Raw genomic sequence first — 22,153 nt, 5'->3', positions numbered from 1 at the left:
TCTACCTTTTTTATAAAAGAAAGTGAAGAAGGGGAAATACAAATAATAAACTATCAAAACGATCAAGCATTCCACCATGTCCAGGTAATAAATGACCAGAATCTTTTACTTTGTAATGTCTTTTCAAGGCAGATTCGACTAAGTCTCCCACTTGTCCAAAGACAGAAAGAATCCCAGTCACGATAATGAGTTTGGGAATGGACATATCAAGATCTGTGAAGAATGTCATGATGACACCGACTACGATGGCACAAATGATCCCACCTACAAAACCTTCAATGGTTTTATTCGGACTGATTTCAGGCCATAGCTTCTTTTTCCCCATCGCTCTTCCGATGAAATAAGCACCTGAGTCTGTCGCCCATATAATAAATAAAGCATAGAAAACAAACTGTACTCCTTCATCCAAACGGATCTCCATGAAGTAATAGAATCCAATCCCTACATATAAAATGCTTAATAGAGCAAATGCCACATCATCGAATGTGTAACGGTTCTTGGTTGCCACTGTATATGTTAAAAAGAGCAGCACGGCAAGAAAAGCCATTTCAATTTTGGAATAGCCAAAGTCAGCTATGATCCCAATTGCATCGGTTGGGATCAAGAAAACCCACAAAAGGGCCAGAGATAATAAACCAGGAATGGTAAAAATCCATTGCCCCCTCATCTTTAATGCCTCATATAAACTGATTGAAGCAATAAGATACATTAAAATAATAAATGGTGTTTCACCAAAAATGATGATCGGTAAAAATATCGCTGCAGCTACCACTGCTGTAATAATTCTTTGTTTCATTAGGATTCCTCGCTTTGTAACCCACCAAATCTTCTTGAACGACCTTGATATGCTTCAATTGCTTCTATTAAATGCTCTTTGCCGAAATCCGGCCACAGTACGTCTGTAAAAAAGAACTCTGTATAAGCTAATTGCCATAGCATAAAGTTACTTAAGCGGATTTCTCCACTCGTTCGAATAAGCAGGTCTGGATCTTTTAAATCTTTCGTCATCAAGTAACTCGAAAACACTTCTTCATTTAATTGGTTCTCATCTAGTATTCCATTCTGAACATCTTTTAAGACATGCTTCATGGAATCTATAATTTCTGAGCGGCTGCCATAATTTAAAGCAAAGTTTAATATTAGTCCGTTATTATGCTTCGTAGCTTCCATCGCTTTCGTGACGGCTTTCTTCGTATGGTTCGGCAGTGCATCAGGAGAACCCATCATTTTAACTTGAACATTTTCTTCTACCAATTCAGGCAGAAAAGTTCCTAGAAATTCCTCTGGCAACTTCATCAGAAACTCAACTTCCATTTTTGGGCGTTTCCAGTTCTCAGTTGAAAAAGCATAGAGTGTTAAGGCCTCTACACCTAGTTCGTTTGCCAATTTAGTGATTCTCCGCACACATTTCATGCCTTCATGGTGTCCGGCCACTCTGGGCAATGCCCTTTTTTTGGCCCATCGTCCATTACCATCCATAATAATTGCTATATGACCCGGAATAGGGTGTTTTATTAATTCTTGAAATCGATCATCCACTTCCTCGGAAGTTTGCTGTCGTTTCCATTGCTTAAGCTTGTTTAGCATAAAAAATCCTCCACCAACAATCCAAAAAATATTTACCCTTACTATCATATCAAAAAATAAGGAAGATATCTTCAAGAAAATAGATTATGTATATTCATATAGGTATCTTGAACGTTTTATACGAAGTTGTTCCGCCCCATCACAACTAATATAAACGTTCTATCAGAGAATACGAGAAGCTTGCTATCATTACGCATACTCTAAACAAGCATAAACAAAGGGACTGTCCCATAAGGAATATGAGTTCACTTATAGGTCAGTCCCTTAGGATTAGAATATGATCATTAAACTTCTAACATTTCTTGTTCTTTATCTTTGGCAATGCCATCGATCTTGACAATGCTCTCGTCTGTTGCTTTTTGAACATCATCAGAGTATCCACGAAGATCATCTTCTGTTATGTCTCCGCTCTTTTCTTTCTTCTTAAGATCGTCATTTGCATCACGACGGATGTTACGAATCGCCACTTTTGCATCTTCAGCTTCTCTTTTCACAAGCTTCACGAGTTCTTTACGACGTTCTTCCGTTAAGGCAGGAACTACGATTCGGATAATATTCCCATCACTGGTAGGTGTAATTCCAAGATCTGATTTCAAAATCGCCTTCTCAATATCACCTAAAGCAGATTTGTCATAAGGTTGGATTACAAGCATACGAGCCTCTGGAATGGAAATTCCCGCTAATTGATTCACAGGTGTTGGTGCACCGTAATAATCAACTGTGATCTTATCAAGTAGTGATGCGTTAGCTCTACCGGCACGGATACTTGCTAACTCACGAGAAAATGTTTGAATTGCTTTTGTCATTCTTTCTTTTGCATTTGCAATGATCGTATTTGGCATTATGATTTCCCCCTAACGATTGTACCTATATTCTCACCAGTGATGGCCCTCTTAATATTCCCATCCTCCATAATAGAGAATACAATAAGTGGAATATCATTGTCCATACAAAGGGAAGAAGCTGTTGAATCCATTACAGCTAAACCTTCTTTCAGAACATCTAAATAGGAAAGTTCTTCATATTTAACAGCCGTTTCGTCCTTCTTAGGATCTGCTGAATATACTCCATCTACGTTGTTCTTAGCCATAAGGATCACTTCTGCTTCGATTTCAGCTGCTCTAAGTGCGGCAGTTGTATCTGTCGAGAAGTAAGGATTTCCAGTACCTGCTGCAAAAATCACAACACGTTTCTTCTCTAAGTGGCGGATCGCTCTTCGTCTAATATAAGGCTCTGCCACCTGACGCATGTCAATCGATGTTTGAACTCTTGTTTCAATACCCAGCTGTTCAAGGCTGTCTTGAAGGGCTAAAGAGTTCATAACGGTAGCAAGCATCCCCATATAGTCTGCAGATGCACGATCCATGCCCATTTCACTACCTATCTTACCACGCCAGATATTACCTCCACCAACTACAACTGCCACTTCAACATCAAGTTCAGCAATTTCTTTTACTTCTTCTGCAACATTTTTAATGACAGAAGGATTGATTCCGAAGCCATCATCACCTGCTAATGCTTCTCCACTAAGTTTCAGAACGACACGTTTGTATTTTGGAACGCCCATGGGAACCTCCATAAAATAGAATTTTTCTTGAAAAATAGGGAACACGCTAGGTGTTCCCTACTTATAGATGTTTAACTTTAGCTGATCTTATTTGTTTACTTGGTTCATTACTTCTTCAGCGAAGTTTTCTTGACGCTTCTCAAGACCTTCTCCTACTTCGTAACGGGTGAAGTCAGTTAAAGTAGCTTTATTTGCTTCAAGGTATTGACGTACTTTTTGATCTGGATTCTTAACGAATGTTTGATCTAAGATACAGATATCCTCGAAGTATTTCCCAAGGCGACCTTCCACCATTTTTTCAACGATGTTTTCAGGTTTTCCTTCATTTAATGCTTGTTGCTTAAGTACTTCACGCTCACGCTCTACTTCTTCAGCAGAAACCTGATCACGTGAAACATATTTAGGATTTAATGCTGCAGCGTGCATAGCAACGTCTTTCGCAACATTAGCATCTGTAGTACCTTCAACCACTGTTAGAACAGCGATACGGCCACCCATGTGCAGGTATTCACCGAAAGCAGCGTTATCATCTTTAGTACGGATTTCAAAACGACGCAGAGTGATTTTTTCTCCGATTTTAGCGATAGCAGCATTGATGAATTCACTTACAGTTGAACCATTTGTCATTTTTTGCTCATGAGCTTCCTCAACAGAAGCTGGTTTGTTAGCAAGTAAGTGGTCAGATAATTCTTTTACAAGGTTTTGGAAGTTTTCGTTTTTCGCAACGAAATCTGTTTCTGCATTTACTTCAAGAATAATTGCAGTGTTTCCTTCGCTCGCAATGTAAGTAGTACCTTCTGCTGCGATACGGTCAGCTTTCTTAGCTGCTTTCGCAATTCCTTTTTCACGTAAAAAGTCAATTGCTTTGTCCATATCTCCATCAGTTTCTGTTAACGCTTTTTTACAGTCCATCATTCCAGCGCCAGTTTTTTCACGAAGTTCTTTAACCATTTGTGCAGTAATTGCCATAGTGGGTTTCCTCCTTAGATTAACTATGTAGACTATGTCACCAATAGGTGAGAGTCAAAAATGTACTGTCTCTATAATTGAGGACAGTAAATGTGAATACTCTTTAAAAAAAGGTGATAAGGGTAAACCCTCTTATCACCTTTCATTCATTACTCAGCTGCTACAGCTGCTTCTTCACCTTGCTTAGCTTCTAAAATAGCATCTGCCATTTTACCTGTAAGAAGCTTAACTGCACGGATCGCATCGTCATTCGCAGGAATAACTACATCGATTTCGTCCGGATCACAGTTTGTATCAACAATACCCACGATAGGGATATGAAGTTTACGAGCTTCAGCTACTGCGATACGCTCTTTACGAGGATCGATGATGAATAATGCATCAGGTAGCGTGTTCATATCTTTGATTCCGCCTAAGAATTTCACTAAGCGTTCATGTTCTTTTTTAAGTTGTACTACTTCTTTCTTAGGTAGTACTTCAAACGTTCCGTCCTCTTCCATTTTTTCAATTTCTTTAAGACGGGAAATACGCTTTTGGATTGTTTCGAAGTTAGTAAGAGTTCCACCCAACCAACGTTGGTTGATGTAGTACATACCTGCACGTTCTGCTTCTTCTTTAACAGACTCCTGTGCTTGCTTTTTCGTACCGACGAAAAGAACTTTACCGCCGTTACCAGCTAATTCTTTAACGAAGTTATAAGCTTCTTCAACCTTTTTAACTGTTTTTTGAAGGTCGATGATGTAGATGCCGTTACGCTCAGTGAAGATGTATCTCTTCATTTTTGGGTTCCAACGGCGGGTTTGGTGTCCGAAATGTACACCAGCTTCTAGCAATTGTTTCATAGAAATTACTGACATGTGTGTTTCCTCCTAAATGGTTTTTGTTTTCTCCTCCGTTTCCGTCATCTTGTAGTAGAAACTATTTATCAAAAATAGCACCATCTACCTCAATCGAGAAACGTGTGTAATCACACCATGAATACTATAGCATACCTATTCAGACCAATCAAGAACTTCCTACATAATTTGACGAAATTTTAAAAGAAGCTCAATTTCTGTTTGACCTTTTCCGACAGTTTGAGCTATTTCTTCTACGGTCAATCCTTCTCTCTTTAGTGAGAGAACCTGTTGAAGAAAGGGATCTTCATTGGTTTTTACTGTTGGTTGCACCTCAAACTTTTTTTCGCCGGCTCCCATTTGTGGTGTTAATTTTTGCTGATAGGCCTTTGAAGCTTGCTTATATCCTGCTCCTGACCACTTGGGATTGGTTTGAAGCGGGGAACTGTTTACATTCTCATCATCCGTATTGTCAGTGATACGTTTTTCACTTTTAGCATGTTGATTAAATGTACGCATGAACTCTTCATTCTCTTCTTTCATTTCGATCAGATAAGTAGAGATGACCTCTTCCAATTCCTTGATCATTTTCTTTTGTTCTTTTTCCATGTTAAGAAAACGATTTTGCCTTGAGTATAAAATGACGATTGCCAGCAATGCAACGATATTAAGAAGAAAAGATATAAAAAGCAGGAATGTTACCATGAAATCACCTTAGTTTAGTTTGATTTTAGTCTTTCTTAAAACTATAAAGGACTGCCCCCTTAAACTGCATTTCGTCGGAACAGTCCATCAACATCTATTGGTTTGGCTCATTTACTGTTCTGTCAATCGAGAGGGTCAAGAGCCTAATAAATTGCGCAGTTTAAAGATGGCCTTGGAATGTATTTGTGAAATACGCGATGTTGATAGTTTCATGACTTCCCCGATTTCCGTTAACGTTAATTCTTCTTTGTAGAATAAGCTTAATACAAGCTGTTCCTTTTCAGAGAGGGTTAGAATCGTTTTCTCTAACTCCGATACTTTTTCACCCTTCAACACTTCTTCTTCAGGAGAGATCGTCTTATCATCTTTAATAGAATAGCTCTGAGATTCATGATCATCATCGGTTAGTTGCTCATCCATGGAAAGAATATTGGCAAAGAAATGTTCATTGGTCGTTTGGTAAACTTCTTCCGGAGCGATTTCTAACGAAGCAGCCACTTCCTCAGCCGTCACGTGTCGCAATAAAATTTGTTCGAGTTCCACTGTTTTGGCTTCAATTTTTTTCGCCCGGTCCCTTGTTGATCGCGGAAGCCAGTCTTCTTTTCTTAGTCCGTCAAGAATTGCTCCCCGTACTCTGAAGGAAGCATATGTATCGAACTTTAGATCTCTCGTTGGATCAAACTTCTGAAGTGCATCCAGTAATCCCATCAACCCAAGACTCTTTATATCTTCTCTCGAGACGTTTCTTGGCAGCCCAACGGAAATTCGCTGAACATGATACGACACAAGTGGCATATACTTTTTCACTAACATGTCACCTGCCCGGGTATCACGACTGTTTATCCATCTCTCCCAATATAGTTGTTCATCTGTTCGAGGGGGTTGCTGAGACATAAGTATCCTCCTTGCTTACTATTTTCTTTCTTGAAATCTACTTTAAAGTATAAAACACCTTGAGTATGAGCAAACGAACTTTTTGAAACTGAACGTATACTCACAATTCCTTAGTTCCTTCATTAACTGTGCGAACATGAAGGATTCCAGTCGATGTGAAGAATTCAATGGTTCTCCCTTTATTACCACCAATGTCCTCTGCTACAATCGGAACTCGATGCTTCAAGAGGGCCACCTTAACTGCATCCGCATTCCTCGGACCTATTCTCATCACATCGCTTTTTGCCTGAAATTGAAACATTTGTGCACCTCCCGCCATTTTGCACTTAAGTCTCCCCATATTCGCTCCCCGTATTCCCAGTTGTCGAATGAGTTCCTCTATTCCCGTGTCTGCGTATTTGGCTAAGTTCATCAACGGCTCTTTCCCTATCGTAGAATGGGGGAGCATAACGTGGACCATACCTGCCAATTTGATAAGGTCATCGTATAGTACAACTCCAATGCAAGAACCCAAGCCCGATGTGCGAATTGAACTTCCATTACCCACGATATTCATATCTGCAATCCCCACCTTTACCACGGTGTGTAAAGCATTCATAACTTCACACCAAGTGATTGAAAGATGACCTCAAATGAATCCGGATCGGGTAAGAGGAAGAAATGACCTTTCACACTTTCTGATTTCTGAAATTCTTCTTCTTTCAAGGCAGTATCTATAACAATCGCATAATCACTTACCTGAGAAATTTCAAGTAATCCGAAACCGATGATGGCTCCGGCCATATCTACCGATAAAGCGGGGACTGAAGGTAATAGCTTAAGATTCGTAAAGTCAGATAGGGACGACAAATAAGAACCTGAGAGAATATTACCTAACTCTTGCATAGCTGATAATCCTAATTCTGAATACGGCGGTTCACTAAATGAAAAGGAACGATCCTGTATCATGGTCCGAATATAAATAGAGGCTTGTTCAAGAGGCAACAAAAAAAACATGCTTCCCGGTGCTTCCCCTTCAATCCTTAAGAATACACTTACGACCACATTATCCGGTCCCCCTGCCATCTCCATCATTTCATCGAATGTAACAACCTGCACACTGGGCACCTTCATATCAATCTTCTTACCCAGTAGAGTGGAGAGGGCAGTTGCAGCATGACCCGCTCCAATATTTCCGATTTCTTTCAAAATATCCAAGTGCATTGACGATATTTTCTTTTCATATCCCATTCGTATCTGACCCCCTTAAATGGATTCCAGAATTTTGTCAAGATGGAGCAGGATCAACAAACGTTTGTTCTGCTTGACTACTCCACCAATGTACTCTGCCTCCATTATTCCGACAACTTGTGGCGGCGGTTCAATCATTTCTCTCGCTACATCTAACACATCATTTGCTGAATCTACGATCAATCCTACTTCTTTATCCTCTGAACCAACGATAATCAAACGGGTGCTTTCTGATGAATCTGAAGAGGATAAACCAAATCGGCTTCTTAAATCGATAATGGGAGTTACGACACCACGTAAATTTATTACTCCCCTAACATAGGAAGGCATTCCAGGCACTCTCGTAATATATTGCAGCTTCTCAATTGACCGAACCTGATTGACGGGAATCGCATATTCCTTATCCACCAATTGAAATACGATAAGCTTTAGGTCTTCCATCGTCTCTGATACTACACTCATTTCCCTTACCTCCTATTTTATCAACGCATTACAATCAACAATCAGCGCTACCTTTCCATCCCCCAATATAGTGCCACCGGAAATAGCGAATACATCGTGCAGATAATTCCCTAATGATTTTAGAACAATTTCCTGTTGACCAATAAAGGAATCTACCACTAACCCTGCCATCTTTTCACCTTTACGGACAACCACGACAGAATATAAGTCCTCATCCTTTGAATCTTTAGGAACTTCGAAAACATCCTTGAGGAATAACAATGGTACAATCTTGCCTCTGAAATCAATCACTCTTTGATTATGTGCGTTCATCATCTCTTCTTTTTTCACTATGGCCGTCTCTATGATCGAAGAAAGTGGAATTGCGTATTTCTCAGCTTCAATTTCAACAAGCATGACTGATATGATCGATAAGGTTAATGGTAATTGGATAGAAAACAGTGAGCCTTGTCCAACAGTAGAGTCGATTGTTATTGAACCGCCCAATGACTCAATCGTTGCTTTGACGACATCAAGGCCAACTCCCCTACCAGAGATATCCGAGATTTGCTCAGCAGTAGAAAAGCCTGATGCCAGGATGAGTTCATAGATTTGCCGATCCGATAAGGTTTGCGCAACTTCTTCTGATACAATTCCTTTTTGAATCGCTTTTTCCAGTACCCGCTGTTTATTTATTCCTGCACCATCGTCTTCTAGTTCAATAAATACATGATTTCCACTATGATAGGCTCGCAGCTTGACGGTTCCTTGTTCAGGCTTACCATTTTTAGTACGAACATCAGGCATTTCGATTCCGTGATCTAAAGCGTTTCGAATTAAGTGGACGAGAGGGTCTCCAATCTCATCAATGACCGTACGATCAAGTTCGGTCTCTGCCCCGATGATTTCTAATTCTATTTCCTTATTTAAATCTCTTGCAAGCTGCCTTACCATGCGTGGAAAGCGGTTAAATACCGTCTCTACAGGAACCATCCGCATATTGAGAATGATGCTTTGTAAGTCTCCGGAAATCCGTGTCATTCTTTCAACCGTTTCATTTAATTCCGGGTTATTCAAATCTTTAGAGATCTGTTCCAGTCTGCCTCTATCAATGACAAGCTCTTCAAACAAATTCATCAGCACATCTAAGCGTTCAATATTCACACGGATCGTTTTGCTCGAAGGGTTCGATTGTTTTGATGGATTACTTGTTGTTTTGGGTATCATTTCTTCCCTTTCTTTTTCAACACCTTCTCTATGCTGTTCCTCATTAGCATTATTTTCATTATCATGAAGATGATGAGAGGTGAGTTCCAGTACAGTGACTTCTTCAACCTCAGATACCTTTCGTATACTCTTTTCTATGCCACTTGCATCCCCTTTTGACACAACGGCTACAACAAAGGAATGATCGAACTGTTCTTCTTCCAGCTGATCTACAGTTGGGAAAGACTTAATGACTTCCCCGATTTGTTCCAGCACTTCAAAAACCATATAAACCCTTGCTGCTTTTAAAAGGCAATCCTCCCGCAAGGATACGGTGATTTCAAAGCAATGGAATCCCTGTTCATAGGATTGCTGAATAACGGTTTGTTCAAATGCTTCATACTTCATGGATAATGTATGTATTTCGGTGGCTGAGGATGCGGCAACTTCATTACTAGCTGACTGTAGAACTTCACCCTTTTCAATCGCTTGGAGGAGAGTTACTACTTCTGACACGTCCCGCTTCCCATCTCCGCCGTCTGCGATAGAAAACACCATTGCTTCTAAGTCGTCAACGGATTTAAACACAATATCCAAAATTTCTGGCGTCACTTTTATTTTTTCGTTTCGAATAGCATCCAGTACGTTCTCCATTTTATGGGTAAGGTTTGCTAAATCCTCGTATCCCATCGTTGCAGACATTCCTTTTAACGTGTGAGCTGAACGAAAAATTTCATTAACAATCGCCAGGTTTTCAGGGTTTTTCTCCAATTCCAGTAATTGCTCATTACAGGTTTGTAGATTTTCCTTACTCTCTTCTATAAAAACTTCTAAATATTGACTCAATTCCATGTGCACCACACCTCTCTACAACATGTACTTCATAATGGTTTGAGAAATATCCCCGATGGTTTCCACGCTGTCCACTAAATTTGTCGCGATAGCCGATTTCGGCATTCCAAACACAATACAAGATTCTTCAGATTCTGCAATGGCTCTCACTTCGCCTCGTTCTTTAAGCTTGATCAATCCTTCAGAGCCATCAGAACCCATACCGGTCATAATGACAGCAATTTTGCCATAGTCTAGAATCAAGCTTACGGATTCGAACAATATGTCAACGGAAGGTCTGTGACCATTCCTTGGTGCTTCTTCCTTTGAAAGATGAATGGATAATTGTGATCCAAACTCAACAACCTTTGTATGAAAACCACCAGGTGCTATATATGCTGTTCCTTTTTGAAGGATTTCTTCATGTTCCGCTTCCTTCACTTTAATGACTGACTGACCATCTAACCGATTGGCGAGTGATCTGGTAAAACCAGGCGGCATATGCTGCACCACTACAACTGGTGCATCCAGGTTAGGTGGTAATTCAGTCAGCACCTGCTGTAAAGCGCGTGGACCTCCTGTTGAAGTTCCAATTAGGATTATTTTCGGTGAATTCATGCTCCAGTTGCTTTCTGAAGCTGTCGTGAGTTCTGTCCCATTAGCTTGTCTGCTTGATCCTTTTAATTCTGACCTCTTTCTCTTCCCATAAGTTTTGGTCATCTTTGTCATATTCACCTTGCTTGCCGCGACTACTTTTTCAACTATTTCATCTTGAACTTTATGAAGGTCCAATGATATGGTCCCTGAAGGTTTAGCGATAAAATCCACAGCTCCCAGTTCCATGGCTTTAAAAGTCTCCTCTGCCCCTTCTCTGGTTGTGGAAGAGAGCATCACGACAGGAACTGGACATTCCCCCATAATCCGCCTTAAGGCTTCTATTCCATTCATCCTTGGCATTTCAACATCTAAGGTTACGACGTCAGGACGAAGTTTATTAATTTTCGAGATTGCGTCTTCACCATTCCTTGCAATTCCTATCACTTCTAGTTGCTTTGAGGCTGTTAGAAAATCACTAATAAGTTTTCTCATAAATGCTGAATCATCTACAACTAGAACCTTTTTCATTCAGGACTTTTACCTCCCAAAAAATAAATTTTTCATACTCTTTAAAAAACCTGCTTGTTTACTCACCGGTTGTCCCCCGGAAAGCTGATGCAACATCGTACGCAGACTTAAGGTCATGGCTGAAGCAGGGTAAGAAACGACTAAGGGGGTTTGTTGAATGACCGCCTTCCTGACCGTTGAATCTTCGGGTAAGACCCCTAAAGAGACAATCTCCTTATGCAGGAATTTCCTCATCGTTTCTTGCAGTCTAGTAATCGTTTCAAGGCCTTCCTTCTTGAATTCAGCCCGATTACATGTCAGATAGAACTTTTTCTCTTGATCTCTCAAGTAAATATATTTCATCATCGAGTAGGCATCTGTGATTGAAGTAGGTTCAGGTGTCGTGACTACAATGATTTCATCCATGGCCAGGAGGAACTCTATTGTTTCTTTCGTAGCACCTGCCCCCATATCGAAAAGAATATAATCATACTTTTGAACTGCATACTCTAACACTTCAAAGAAGCGTTCTATCTGCTTCTCTTTCCACTCCACTATGTCTTTCAGGCCATTCCCACCGCTTATGTAAGAAATACCATGAACATTTTCACAAATAATCGTGTCGATATCCGATTCTTTTTCGTCGATATAATCCATGATTGAGTAGGTATGATGACTTCCCAGTAATATATGAATGTTTCCCATCCCGATATCAAGGTCAAATAATAATACTTTCTTATTTTCTCTACCAAGCAAAATAGAAAGGTTAGTTGAGATATTCGATTTTCCGACCCCACCCTTTCCACTTACAACTGCAATCGTTTTAGCAGGAGGAGAGTCATCTAAGAGCATTTTCCTCCTTAGGTTATATGCTTGATCTCTCATAGCGAAATCCTTTCATTAGAAAATGACCTATTTTTTCAATGTTCACCTCGGTGATATCCTCAGGTACATCCTGACCGATTGTTACATAGGCTGCACCGATCTTCATCTCGGACATCATGTTGATCATAGAGCCATAACTGGATGTTTCATCCAATTTCGTAAAAATGAACCGATCAATGTCAATAGAAGAAAACTGTGAAATGATTTCCTTCATATCCCGCTCCTTGCTGGTCAGGGATAGAACCAAGAACGTTTCCATGTGATGCTTGAAGTCGATAATTCCCCGCAAATCTTCTACATATTTCTTTTCTCTGAAATTCCGGCCGGCAGTATCAATGAACACATGGTCATAGTCCCGGAATTTATCGATTGCTTTTTTAAAGTCTTCCATTTTATAGACTACTTCAACTGGTACATTCAACAGACCGGCATACGTTTTTAATTGCTCGATCGCTGCAATGCGATACGTATCCGTCGTGATAAAAGCTATTTTCATCCGTTTCTCAATGACTGCCTCAGCAGCCATTTTTGCTAAAGTAGTTGTTTTACCCACACCTGTAGGGCCAACTACGTTAATATATTTCTTCTTGTAACTCATACCGCCTGAAGAGATTTCCTCCAGAAGAGCATTAAGAAAATACGTGACTTCCTGTCGGGCCCATTCATTTCGATTATTCCCTGGAAGAAAACCACCCTTGATCCTTCCTTCAAGATAGTCACCAAGTTGGAAGAGTGTTGGGTCACTCACATCATGATTTTTAAGATATAACAAGATTTCTTGAATATCTTCAGAGTAATTCTGGAATTGATTTTTTGATTTCATGGTAGAAATCATGTGTTTTAGTTCTTTTAATTCTGACTCTACCGACCGATTAGGACCGTCGTATTTTTTTTCGGAAGGATCGGAAGTAGGAACGATTGGTGCAGATGCGGCTTTCATCTTATTCATTTCCATCTTTTCAATCTCAACCTCTGGATCGATGGCAGCGATGACCTCTATCATCTTCTTTTTAAATAACCCCATAAATCCACCCGTATACGCTACTTTAGAGTTTAGGATGACAGCATCATCCCCTAATTCAGCTCTAACCTTTTTCATTGCCTCATTCATGGAAGGTGCTGCATATTTCTTTACTTTCATCCGACATTCACCACCCCTAAACTTTGTACTTCTACAGTTGCTTCTAATTCGTTATATGAAATGATAGGCACTTGTGGGAAATACCTCTCTGTCAATTGTCTTACGTACATTCTCACAGCTGGGGAACACAGAATGATCGGTGACTCCTCCATAAGAGACAACTGCTCCATTTGTGATGCGACTGCCTCCAGGATTCCTTGAGAATCGTTTGGATCCATTGATAAATAATTTCCATGTTCCGTTTGTTGAATGGCGTCGGCAATCAATTTTTCAACCTTTCCTGACATAGTCACAACCTTTAAGGAAGCATCTCCTTGAACATATTGACTGGTAATTTGCCTTGCCAACGATTGCCGGACATATTCAGCTAAAAGATCTGTATCTGAACTCATTTTGGCATAATCAGCAAGTGTTTCAAAAATAATCGGCAAATTTCTGATAGACACATTTTCCTTTAACAACTTGGCTAATACTTTTTGTACTTCACCTACTGTTAAAGGATTCGGCGTCACTTCTTCCACTAATATCGGGTAGGATTCCTGCAGGTGATCAATGAGCTGTTTCGTCTCCTGCCTGCCAAGTAGTTCATGAGCATTTGTTTTAATCATTTCGGTTATGTGGGTGGACACCACTGACGGCGGATCCACAACTGTATATCCGAATATTTCTGCCTGCTCTTTCATATCTTCTGAAATCCACTTAGCCGGAAGACCGAATGATGGCTCGATCGTATCAATTCCCTCGATCGAGTCATCCTCCACACCTGGACTCATGGCTAAATAATGATCAAGCAAAAGCTCTCCACGGGCCATCTCATTGCCTTTAATTTTCAAACGATATTCATTCGGTTGAAGTTGTATGTTGTCCCGGATCCTTACTACAGGTATGACCAGCCCCAGCTCTATCGCTAATTGACGGCGTATCATCACAATCCGGTCAAGGAGATCTCCTCCCTGATTCGTATCGGCAAGGGGAATCAGACCATAGCCGAACTCAAATTCAATCGGATCCACATTCAGTAAGTTCACGACGCTCTCCGGACTTTTCATTTCATCCTGCTCTACTTCCTCTTCCATTTCCATCATGTCGGATTCAGTTTCCTTAGGTGACCTTGAAAGCATGTAAGCCCCTATCGCTAATAAGGCTGCCACTGGAATGGTTAAGATATCGTGAATAGGAGTTGCTACACCCAGCATGAAGATCGTGAAGGCTGCTACATATAGCATCGCAGGATAAGCAAGTAGCTGATTCATGATATCCTGTCCCAGGTTCCCTTCAGATGCGGCTCTTGTTACCACGATGCCCGTGGCTGTTGAAATCAACAGGGCAGGAATCTGACTGACGATTCCATCTCCGACTGTCAGTAAAGAATAACGGGTTGCCGCTTCGGCAATAGGAAGCCCTTGTTGTGTCATGCCGATTATAATACCGAAGATTAAATTGATCATGACAATGACAATACCAGCTATGGCATCTCCCTTAACAAACTTGGATGCCCCGTCCATGGCACCATAGAAATCTGCTTCCCGCCCTACTTTTTCCCGACGATTTCTGGCATCATGCTCTGAAATCATCCCGGCATTCAAATCGGCATCTATACTCATCTGCTTACCGGGCATTGCGTCAAGGGTAAATCTTGCCGCAACCTCGGACACACGCTCAGATCCTTTTGTTATGACAATAAATTGGATCACGATGAGGATGATGAATACTACGAGACCGACGAGAATATTTCCCCCTACAACGAATGTTCCAAAGGTTTCCACAACGTCCCCTGCTTCACCCTTACTAAGGATTGATCTCGTTGTGGAAACATTTAGACCTAATCGAAAAAGTGTTAACAATAATAATAGGGAAGGAAATATAGAAAATTGCAATGGCTCATTCATATTCATCGAGGTTAGGAGTACAAGGAGTGCAAGTGAAATATTAACGATGATCAGTAAGCTTAATAACCAGGATGGGAACGGGATGATAAGCATGGCAACGATTAATATGACACTGGCTAGTACGGATAAATCTCTTGCTGACATTGTTTCTCTCCTAACTGCTTACATTTGATTTTTTATTCGGTAAACATAAGCTAAAATTTCTGCAACTGCTTTGAAAAATTCTTCAGGTACTGCATCGCCTATTTCAGCCGAGTCATATAGGGACCGGGCTAAGGGCCGATTTTCCACCATAACCACATCGTTTTCATTGGCGATATATTTAATCTTCTGTGCTAGATAATCAACGCCTTTTGCCACTACATAAGGCGCATCCATTTTATTCTCATCGTATTTAAGAGCAATGGCAAAGTGAGTAGGGTTTGTAATTACTACATCTGCTTCAGGAACTTCCTGCATCATGCGTCTCATAGCCATTTCACGCTGTCTTTGCTTAATTTTGGATTTAATTAGTGGGTCGCCCTCGATGTTTTTATGTTCATCTTTTAAATCCTGCTTTGACATTCGAATATTTTTTTCAAAATCATATTTCTGATAAAGAAAATCGAATAGAGATAAGAATAGTAGCGCAAGTGAAGCAGCGATTCCCATTTGCACAGTCAAGCTCGCCATCGTTGCTAATGAATCCCCCACTGATTTAAACGATAAGCTTAACACTTGATCAATATTCATCCAGAGAATGACGAAGGTGATTGCCCCAACAAATGAAATTTTTAAAATGGATTTTAATAGTTCAACGATTGCTCTTAAAGAAAAGATACGCTTGAACCCTTTAATCGGATCAATCTTTTCAAGCTTCGGCTCCAGCGGTTTAGTGGTAAACATGACTCCTACTTGAATATAATTCGAAAACAATCCGGCAAGTAAGGCCACTAACATAATCGGTCCGAGAAGTAACGCAAGCTCTTTCATAATATCCATGGTTATGACTTGAACTGTATTCTCTGTCAGTTCCATCAGCATATATTCCTGAAAGGTTTGATTAAAGAGATCGAACACAATATTTCCAATATAAGAAGCACTGAATGTAAGGAATAAAAAAACGGCAAGAAGGATGATTGCTGTATTCACATCCTGACTTTTTGCTGTTTGTCCTTTTTTCCGGGCGTCATCCCTCTTTTTCGGAGTTGCTTTCTCTGTTTTCTCCCCACTGAAAAACTGTAGGTCTAATGTTAGCCACTGCAATTTATGTGCCTCCAATTATTCTCATTAAATCTCTCATGGTTACAAACATCATCTCAAATAGCTGCTGCATGACAGCAAACATCACACCCATTACAATAAATAACACGATAAAGGCAACGGCAATCTTAATGGGAAACCCAACGACAAAGACGTTTAATTGTGGAACCGTCCTGGCGACAATGCCCAAAGCCACATCTACTAAAAATAATGTTGCAACCACCGGAATCGACATTTGAAAGGCAATGATAAACATTGAATTAAAGGAAGAAATAACATAATCAATTAATCTCTCATCTCCAAATGGAATCCAAGGGCTATCGATGGGAATCAATTGATAACTATAGAAAATTCCGTCCAGTAGTAAATGATGTCCATCCAGGGCAAGCAACAAAAGAAGCGCAAAGGTATATAAATATTGACCCATCAAGGGGCTTTGGGTTCCTGTTTGAGGGTCGATTACATTGGCTATGGCAAACCCCATCTGGAAATCTATGAATCCTCCTGCTATCTGAATGGCCGTAACGATCATATAGGCAACAAAGCCAATGAGAAGACCGATCATGGCTTCTTTCATAATCAATAAAAAGTATTGTCCGTTGATTTCAAATGCCGCAGAATCAATCGTGTAATACATCACCCATGAGAGTACAAGCGAGAAAGCGATCCGATGCTGTGCAGGTATATTACGGTATGAAAACAGGGGCATTGTAACAAAAAAAGCCGAAACCCTTACAAACACAAGTAAGTATACCGATAGAATAGGTACAAGTTCTTCCATTCTCTTACCCTACGAACCTTGTTAAATCCGAAAAGATTTGTGAGGTATACGTCACAAGCTTCGTTAACATCCAAGGGCCAAAGAAAACAATTCCGATCAAGACCGCCACAATCTTAGGTATAAACGCAAGGGTTTGTTCTTGTATTTGTGTTGTTGCTTGAAAAATACTGACGACCAACCCGACTACGAGGGCCAGCAGCAGTAATGGACCTGAAACGATGAGGGTTACATATATTCCACGCTCCGCTATTGCGATAACAGATTCAGCATTCATTGAAGCTCACCTACTTAGAAACTTTGTAAAAGAGATTTTATTACTAAATACCAGCCATCCACTAACACAAACAGTAAAATCTTGAACGGCAAGGAAATCATTACAGGAGGGAGCATCATCATCCCCATGGACATCAAGACACTTGCTACCACCATGTCGATGACTAAGAAAGGAATAAAGATCATAAATCCTATTTGAAAAGCCGTCTTGATTTCACTTAACGCAAATGCCGGCACTAGGGATGTAAGAGGTATGTCTTCCACAGACTCCGGCCGTTCTGCCCCGGAATACTGTAAAAACAACTCTAGATCCTTTTGTCTTGTGTGCTTACTCATAAATTCTTTAAACGGAATCGAAGCCTTTTCGTAAGCTTCTTCAAGATTAATCTCTTCATTAAAAAGAGGGGTCAATGCTTCATCGTTTACCTCTTGAAAAGTTGGAGCCATGATAAAGAACGTAAGAAATAATGAAATTCCAATCAATACCTGGTTGGGTGGCATTTGCTGAGTGGCGAGAGAAGTTCTGACAAAGGACAGGACAATCATGATCCGGGTGAAAGATGTCATTAATATCAGAATACTGGGTGCCAGTGAAAGGACGGTAAATAATAATAGCAGCTTTACGCTTGTCGATACATTATCAGCAGAACTACTATTAAAAAACTCCATGAATTCATTCATCTGAATGATTCTCCTTATTCTTTAAATCCTTAAACATCTTCTTTCTTCCCTTGCTCATTTCCTCAAGCTGTGATTTCAACTGTGATTGAAATGAGCTTTTAGAAGACGCTGGAGAAGGGCCTTTTACCTTTGTCAACCAACTGGAAACGGCTGTTTTAGTATCGGGAAATTGAGCTTCCTGATAATAGGATAGTATCTCTTCTTTTTCTTTTTCATCCTGAATTTCTTTCAGTAGCTGAATATCTTCTCCCACACCCAGTACAAGTACTTGCTTGCCTACCTTAACAATTTGGACAGAACGATTGCCCCCGAGTGGCGTTCCACCTAAATGATTGATTAATTTCGTCTGTTGAAAGGATCTTCCTTTTTGATTTATAAACTTCAATAAAAAATAAATAAGTGCAACTACAAAGATAAGAGCAACGATCATTTTAAGATAATCCAAAAAAGTAACCGAGGTAGAGACACCTGAATCAGAACTGTCCGCCTCTTTACCTTGTTGTTCATTGCATTTCTCAGGATGCTCTATGCAGTCCTTAACATTATTCACTTCCGCAAATGCTGTTTGGTTTACAGCATTTGCAGCAATGATGAAAACGATCAGACCCACTAGAATTTGAAACTTCTTCAATACATGCACCTTCTTATTAATCTGTTAGCTTAGAGCTTTCTGGATAGCTTCGATGACACGATCAGCTTGGAATGGTTTAACGATAAAGTCCTTTGCACCCGCTTGAATGGCATCAATCACCATTGCTTGTTGACCCATTGCAGAGCACATGATAATTTTCGCACCTGAGTCGAATCCTTTAATCTCCTTTAAAGCTGCAATACCATCTTTTTCCGGCATCGTAATATCCATTGTGACCAGGTCAGGTTTCAGTTCTTTATATTTATCAACAGCTTGACTTCCATCGGCTGCTTCTCCAACTACATCGAACCCATTTTTCGTTAAAATATCTTTAATCATCATTCTCATAAAAGCTGCATCATCAACAATCAGAATTTTATTCGCCATTACCGTCATCCTCCATTGTCTAAGTTATTTAAGTTTTTTAATACGATCACTTTGACTTACGATGTCCGTAATTCTGACACCAAAGTTCTCATCTATCACGACAACTTCTCCCTTAGCCATTAATTGGCTGTTCACAAGAATATCAACCGGTTCTCCCGCTAATTTATCAAGCTCTATAATGGAACCGGATGATAGTTCAAGTATGTCCCTGACAGACCGGTTCGTTCTTCCGAGCTCTACCGTAACCTGAAGAGGAATGTCTAATAACATATTTAAATTCTTTGTTTCCTGTTGTCCCAGCGTTGTCGGTTCAAAATGACTAAACGTTGCCGGTTGTACATTTACGGTTTCTCCATGCACGCCTTGTCCGCCCAGATGTTGAGGAGACCCGTGCTGGTGGGAAGTACGGACAGGTTCCTCATACATACCGCTATAAGCAGGCACTGGTTGTGGAGCAGTAGGAGGATCGACGCCCGGTGCAACCGCGGCTGCAACTTCTTCAGTAGCTCCACCATTCATTAATTCATCCACCAGGCTCTTGGCAAAAGTTAGGGGCAACAGCTGCATAATGCTCGAATCAATGAGGTCCCCAATTTTCAATGAGAATGATACCTTCACTAATAGATCTTGATCAGGAAGGTTTTCTTCCCCCTCCCCTTTAGGTATGTACATCAGATCGATGGATGGTGGGGAAATATCCACTTTCTTACTAAATACCGTGGACATGGAGGTTGCAGCAGATCCCATCATTTGATTCATGGCCTCTTGCACGGCGCTAAGCTGAATTTCACCCAATTCACCAGATGGATTCCTTCCATCCCCACCAAGCATTAAATCAGCGATGATCGATGCATCTGATTGTTTGATCACCAACAAATTCACTCCTGAAAATCCTTCAGTATATTGAACCTGAATGGCGACATATGGATGAGGAAATTCCTCTTCTAAATAATTCTTATTAATGATGGTTACTTTAGGGGTCGTTATCTCCACCTTTTTGTTAAGCAAAGTAGACAAAGCCGTTGCAGAACTCCCAAAGGAGATGTTCCCTATTTCACCTAAGGCATCCTCTTCAATTGAACTAATGTAGTCATTACTATTTATCGTTTTGCGCTCTTCTGTGTCCTCTTCGGGTTCTGCAGAACCACGAAGAAGAGCATCAATTTCATCTTGTGATAACATATCATCACTCATCATCGTCGTCTCCCCCCTTCAAGGAATCTAAAATTTGTACCGCCAGTTTCTTATTTGACTTCCCTGGCTGAGCAGTAAATTTGGGAATTTCACCCACTCTGATCGTTAAAGGATCATCGATTCGGGTGTTCATTTCTATTACGTCACCTATATCCAGCATAAGGAACTCTTCAATTGAAATATCAGAACGTCCTAATTCAGCTACAATTGGTACTTGGGCTTTCTTGATTCTTTTTTCAAGATGTGCCGTTTCTTCCGGCTTACTCTCTTTCCGTTTGCTTTCCATCCAATAGCTTCCTGATAATTTCGGAAGGATCGGCTCCAGGACAACGTGCGGAATACAGATGTTAATCATTCCACTTGTTTCACCAATCGTTGTATTTAATGAAATAACCACAACCGTTTCATTTGGTGACACCATTTGAAGGAATTGCGGATTCACTTCAAATTCTGCAAAAAACGGATCTACATCCGCCACAGTACTCCAGGCTTCCCTTAAATTCTCAAACGCCTTTTCAAAGAGCTGACTCATGATCCTTGTTTCAATTTCCGTTAAATTCTCTACTTTGTTAACACTGACTCCTCTTCCACCCATCACCCGATCCATCATCGAATAAGCGATATTAGGGTTGATTTCCATGAGGATTCTTCCATCCAATGGAGGCAATTCATAGACATTTAAAATCGTCATTTTCGGAACGGAACGGATAAATTCCTCATATGGGATTTGGTCAGCAGATGCCACGTTTATTTGAACGTACGTTCTTAGTTGGGCAGAGAAGTAGGTAGTCAAGATACGGGCGAAGTTTTCGTGAATTCTCGTTAAACTTCGGATTTGATCCTTCGAAAACCGTAAAGCTCTCTTAAAATCGTACACTTTCACTTTTTTCTCTTCTTCTTCTTTTTTGAAATCATCTGCGCTCATCTCTCCCGTATTGAGAGCAGACAACAGAGCATCGATTTCACTTTGAGATAAAATTTCACTAGCCATGCCTTCACCTCCAAATACTCTTTATAGTCTACTTTATTGAATCATCATAGAGGTGATATAGACTCTTTCTACCATTCCTTCTTGCATAAGGGAGTTCACTTTGTCTTTAACCCTTGTTTCGATCAATTCTTTCCCTTTTTTCCCTTGCAGTTCTTCTGCTTTCAATTCTGAAAGCTCTTCTATGATGATGTTATTCACTTGAAAATTTCTCTTTTCCAACTCACTTTTCGCTTTTTTACTATCCGTTTGAATCTTAAAGGAAATACGAATAAAATCATTGCTCATTAAATTGGTAGTCGTCTCAGGGATATCCACGGAGTTTTCGATCACTTCTTCAATGGAAGGCTCCTTCGTTTCTTCATCTCCTGAAAACTTCAGAATGACAACTAACGCAATCACACCGACAAGCGTAATCGTAACCAACAAGATCATCATGATTGTCAGGGCTTTATTCTTCAACTAGTACTCCCTCCCCCATGCGGCAGGCTTAGTAGATTTGCTTTTTGAAAGAAAGAAAGTGTAAGGCAGCGAACCTCGTCCACCGTTTCCTTCACAACATATCTTCTGCCATTTGTTAATAGAATCGTAGTGTCTGGAAACGCTTCTACTGTTTCTATGTATAAAGCATTCAACGTAAACGTCTTTCCATTCAGTCTGGTTAACGTGATCATCAGCTTTTGGGACCGAC

General features: G+C 40.3%; 26 protein-coding genes. All 26 read right to left on the bottom strand.

Features of this window, described 5'->3' with window-relative positions:
- Positions 1-10 precede the first annotated feature (10 nt).
- On the bottom strand, positions 11-796 hold the full coding sequence (locus Q1B03_RS10090) for a phosphatidate cytidylyltransferase (RefSeq protein WP_299740911.1): 786 nt from the start codon (positions 794-796) through the stop codon (positions 11-13).
- Positions 796-1,587: an isoprenyl transferase gene (locus Q1B03_RS10085; protein WP_299740909.1), complete on the bottom strand. Its 792-nt coding sequence runs from the start codon at positions 1,585-1,587 to the stop codon at positions 796-798. The genes Q1B03_RS10090 and Q1B03_RS10085 overlap by 1 nt, the downstream gene beginning before the upstream one ends.
- Positions 1,588-1,871: 284 nt before the next feature.
- Complete coding sequence (gene frr, locus Q1B03_RS10080; RefSeq protein WP_299740907.1) at positions 1,872-2,429, bottom strand: ribosome recycling factor; 558 nt, start codon at positions 2,427-2,429, stop codon at positions 1,872-1,874.
- Positions 2,429-3,154, bottom strand: coding sequence for a UMP kinase (gene pyrH, locus Q1B03_RS10075; RefSeq protein ID WP_299740905.1), 726 nt, complete (start codon positions 3,152-3,154; stop codon positions 2,429-2,431). The genes frr and pyrH overlap by 1 nt, the downstream gene beginning before the upstream one ends.
- 87 nt (positions 3,155-3,241) lie before the next feature.
- Complete coding sequence (gene tsf, locus Q1B03_RS10070) at positions 3,242-4,123, bottom strand: translation elongation factor Ts (protein WP_299740904.1); 882 nt, start codon at positions 4,121-4,123, stop codon at positions 3,242-3,244.
- 149 nt (positions 4,124-4,272) lie between these two features.
- The gene (gene rpsB / locus Q1B03_RS10065; protein WP_044337376.1) at positions 4,273-4,980 is read right to left on the bottom strand and encodes a 30S ribosomal protein S2; all 708 of its coding nucleotides are present in this window, start codon (positions 4,978-4,980) and stop codon (positions 4,273-4,275) included.
- 159 nt (positions 4,981-5,139) lie between these two features.
- A complete protein-coding gene (locus Q1B03_RS10060) occupies positions 5,140-5,664 on the bottom strand; it encodes a hypothetical protein (protein ID WP_299740899.1) in 525 nt (174 codons plus the stop codon).
- Positions 5,665-5,799: 135 nt separating this feature from the next.
- Complete coding sequence (locus Q1B03_RS10055) at positions 5,800-6,558, bottom strand: FliA/WhiG family RNA polymerase sigma factor (protein WP_299740897.1); 759 nt, start codon at positions 6,556-6,558, stop codon at positions 5,800-5,802.
- Positions 6,559-6,658: 100 nt separating this feature from the next.
- Positions 6,659-7,156 (bottom strand): chemotaxis protein CheD, encoded by a 498-nt coding sequence (locus tag Q1B03_RS10050; RefSeq protein ID WP_299740895.1) that lies wholly within the window; start codon positions 7,154-7,156, stop codon positions 6,659-6,661.
- Complete coding sequence (locus Q1B03_RS10045; protein ID WP_299740893.1) at positions 7,153-7,788, bottom strand: chemotaxis protein CheC; 636 nt, start codon at positions 7,786-7,788, stop codon at positions 7,153-7,155. Before Q1B03_RS10045 ends, Q1B03_RS10050 begins: the two co-directional genes overlap by 4 nt.
- Before the next feature lie 15 nt (positions 7,789-7,803).
- Positions 7,804-8,229 (bottom strand): chemotaxis protein CheW, encoded by a 426-nt coding sequence (locus Q1B03_RS10040; protein ID WP_299741294.1) that lies wholly within the window; start codon positions 8,227-8,229, stop codon positions 7,804-7,806.
- Positions 8,230-8,262: 33 nt separating this feature from the next.
- Positions 8,263-10,287, bottom strand: a complete 2,025-nt coding sequence (locus Q1B03_RS10035) for a chemotaxis protein CheA (protein WP_299740891.1) — start codon at positions 10,285-10,287, stop codon at positions 8,263-8,265.
- A 15-nt stretch (positions 10,288-10,302) separates the two neighbouring features.
- Positions 10,303-11,391 carry a chemotaxis response regulator protein-glutamate methylesterase gene (locus tag Q1B03_RS10030; protein WP_299740889.1) on the bottom strand — a complete coding sequence of 363 codons (1,089 nt, stop codon included), beginning with the start codon at positions 11,389-11,391 and terminating at the stop codon, positions 10,303-10,305.
- Between the two features lie 9 nt (positions 11,392-11,400).
- Complete coding sequence (locus tag Q1B03_RS10025) at positions 11,401-12,222, bottom strand: MinD/ParA family protein (RefSeq protein WP_299740887.1); 822 nt, start codon at positions 12,220-12,222, stop codon at positions 11,401-11,403.
- A 13-nt stretch (positions 12,223-12,235) separates the two neighbouring features.
- A complete protein-coding gene (flhF, locus tag Q1B03_RS10020; RefSeq protein ID WP_299740885.1) occupies positions 12,236-13,396 on the bottom strand; it encodes a flagellar biosynthesis protein FlhF in 1,161 nt (386 codons plus the stop codon).
- Positions 13,393-15,429, bottom strand: a complete 2,037-nt coding sequence (gene flhA, locus Q1B03_RS10015; RefSeq protein WP_299740883.1) for a flagellar biosynthesis protein FlhA — start codon at positions 15,427-15,429, stop codon at positions 13,393-13,395. Before flhA ends, flhF begins: the two co-directional genes overlap by 4 nt.
- A gap of 18 nt (positions 15,430-15,447) precedes the next feature.
- A complete protein-coding gene (flhB, locus tag Q1B03_RS10010) occupies positions 15,448-16,530 on the bottom strand; it encodes a flagellar biosynthesis protein FlhB (RefSeq protein ID WP_299740880.1) in 1,083 nt (360 codons plus the stop codon).
- Position 16,531: 1 nt separating this feature from the next.
- Positions 16,532-17,308, bottom strand: coding sequence for a flagellar biosynthetic protein FliR (gene fliR / locus Q1B03_RS10005; RefSeq protein ID WP_299740879.1), 777 nt, complete (start codon positions 17,306-17,308; stop codon positions 16,532-16,534).
- Between the two features lie 4 nt (positions 17,309-17,312).
- The gene (fliQ, locus tag Q1B03_RS10000) at positions 17,313-17,582 is read right to left on the bottom strand and encodes a flagellar biosynthesis protein FliQ (RefSeq protein WP_299740877.1); all 270 of its coding nucleotides are present in this window, start codon (positions 17,580-17,582) and stop codon (positions 17,313-17,315) included.
- A gap of 14 nt (positions 17,583-17,596) precedes the next feature.
- Complete coding sequence (gene fliP, locus Q1B03_RS09995) at positions 17,597-18,262, bottom strand: flagellar type III secretion system pore protein FliP (protein WP_299740874.1); 666 nt, start codon at positions 18,260-18,262, stop codon at positions 17,597-17,599.
- Complete coding sequence (locus Q1B03_RS09990) at positions 18,255-18,893, bottom strand: flagellar biosynthetic protein FliO (protein WP_299740872.1); 639 nt, start codon at positions 18,891-18,893, stop codon at positions 18,255-18,257. The genes fliP and Q1B03_RS09990 overlap by 8 nt, the downstream gene beginning before the upstream one ends.
- A 24-nt stretch (positions 18,894-18,917) precedes the next feature.
- The gene (locus tag Q1B03_RS09985) at positions 18,918-19,280 is read right to left on the bottom strand and encodes a response regulator (protein ID WP_299740870.1); all 363 of its coding nucleotides are present in this window, start codon (positions 19,278-19,280) and stop codon (positions 18,918-18,920) included.
- Positions 19,281-19,304: 24 nt separating this feature from the next.
- On the bottom strand, positions 19,305-20,477 hold the full coding sequence (gene fliY, locus Q1B03_RS09980; protein WP_299740868.1) for a flagellar motor switch phosphatase FliY: 1,173 nt from the start codon (positions 20,475-20,477) through the stop codon (positions 19,305-19,307).
- Positions 20,467-21,465, bottom strand: coding sequence for a flagellar motor switch protein FliM (gene fliM / locus Q1B03_RS09975; RefSeq protein ID WP_299740866.1), 999 nt, complete (start codon positions 21,463-21,465; stop codon positions 20,467-20,469). The genes fliY and fliM overlap by 11 nt, the downstream gene beginning before the upstream one ends.
- A gap of 33 nt (positions 21,466-21,498) precedes the next feature.
- Positions 21,499-21,924 (bottom strand): flagellar basal body-associated protein FliL, encoded by a 426-nt coding sequence (gene fliL, locus Q1B03_RS09970; protein WP_299740864.1) that lies wholly within the window; start codon positions 21,922-21,924, stop codon positions 21,499-21,501.
- Positions 21,921-22,136, bottom strand: a complete 216-nt coding sequence (locus tag Q1B03_RS09965) for a flagellar FlbD family protein (RefSeq protein WP_299741293.1) — start codon at positions 22,134-22,136, stop codon at positions 21,921-21,923. Before Q1B03_RS09965 ends, fliL begins: the two co-directional genes overlap by 4 nt.
- Positions 22,137-22,153 lie beyond the last annotated feature (17 nt).

It is taken from the genome of uncultured Rossellomorea sp., from assembly GCF_947488365.1.
Classification (GTDB): Bacteria; Bacillota; Bacilli; order Bacillales; family Bacillaceae_B; genus Rossellomorea.
This window is presented reverse-complemented; position numbering and strand designations above follow the sequence as displayed.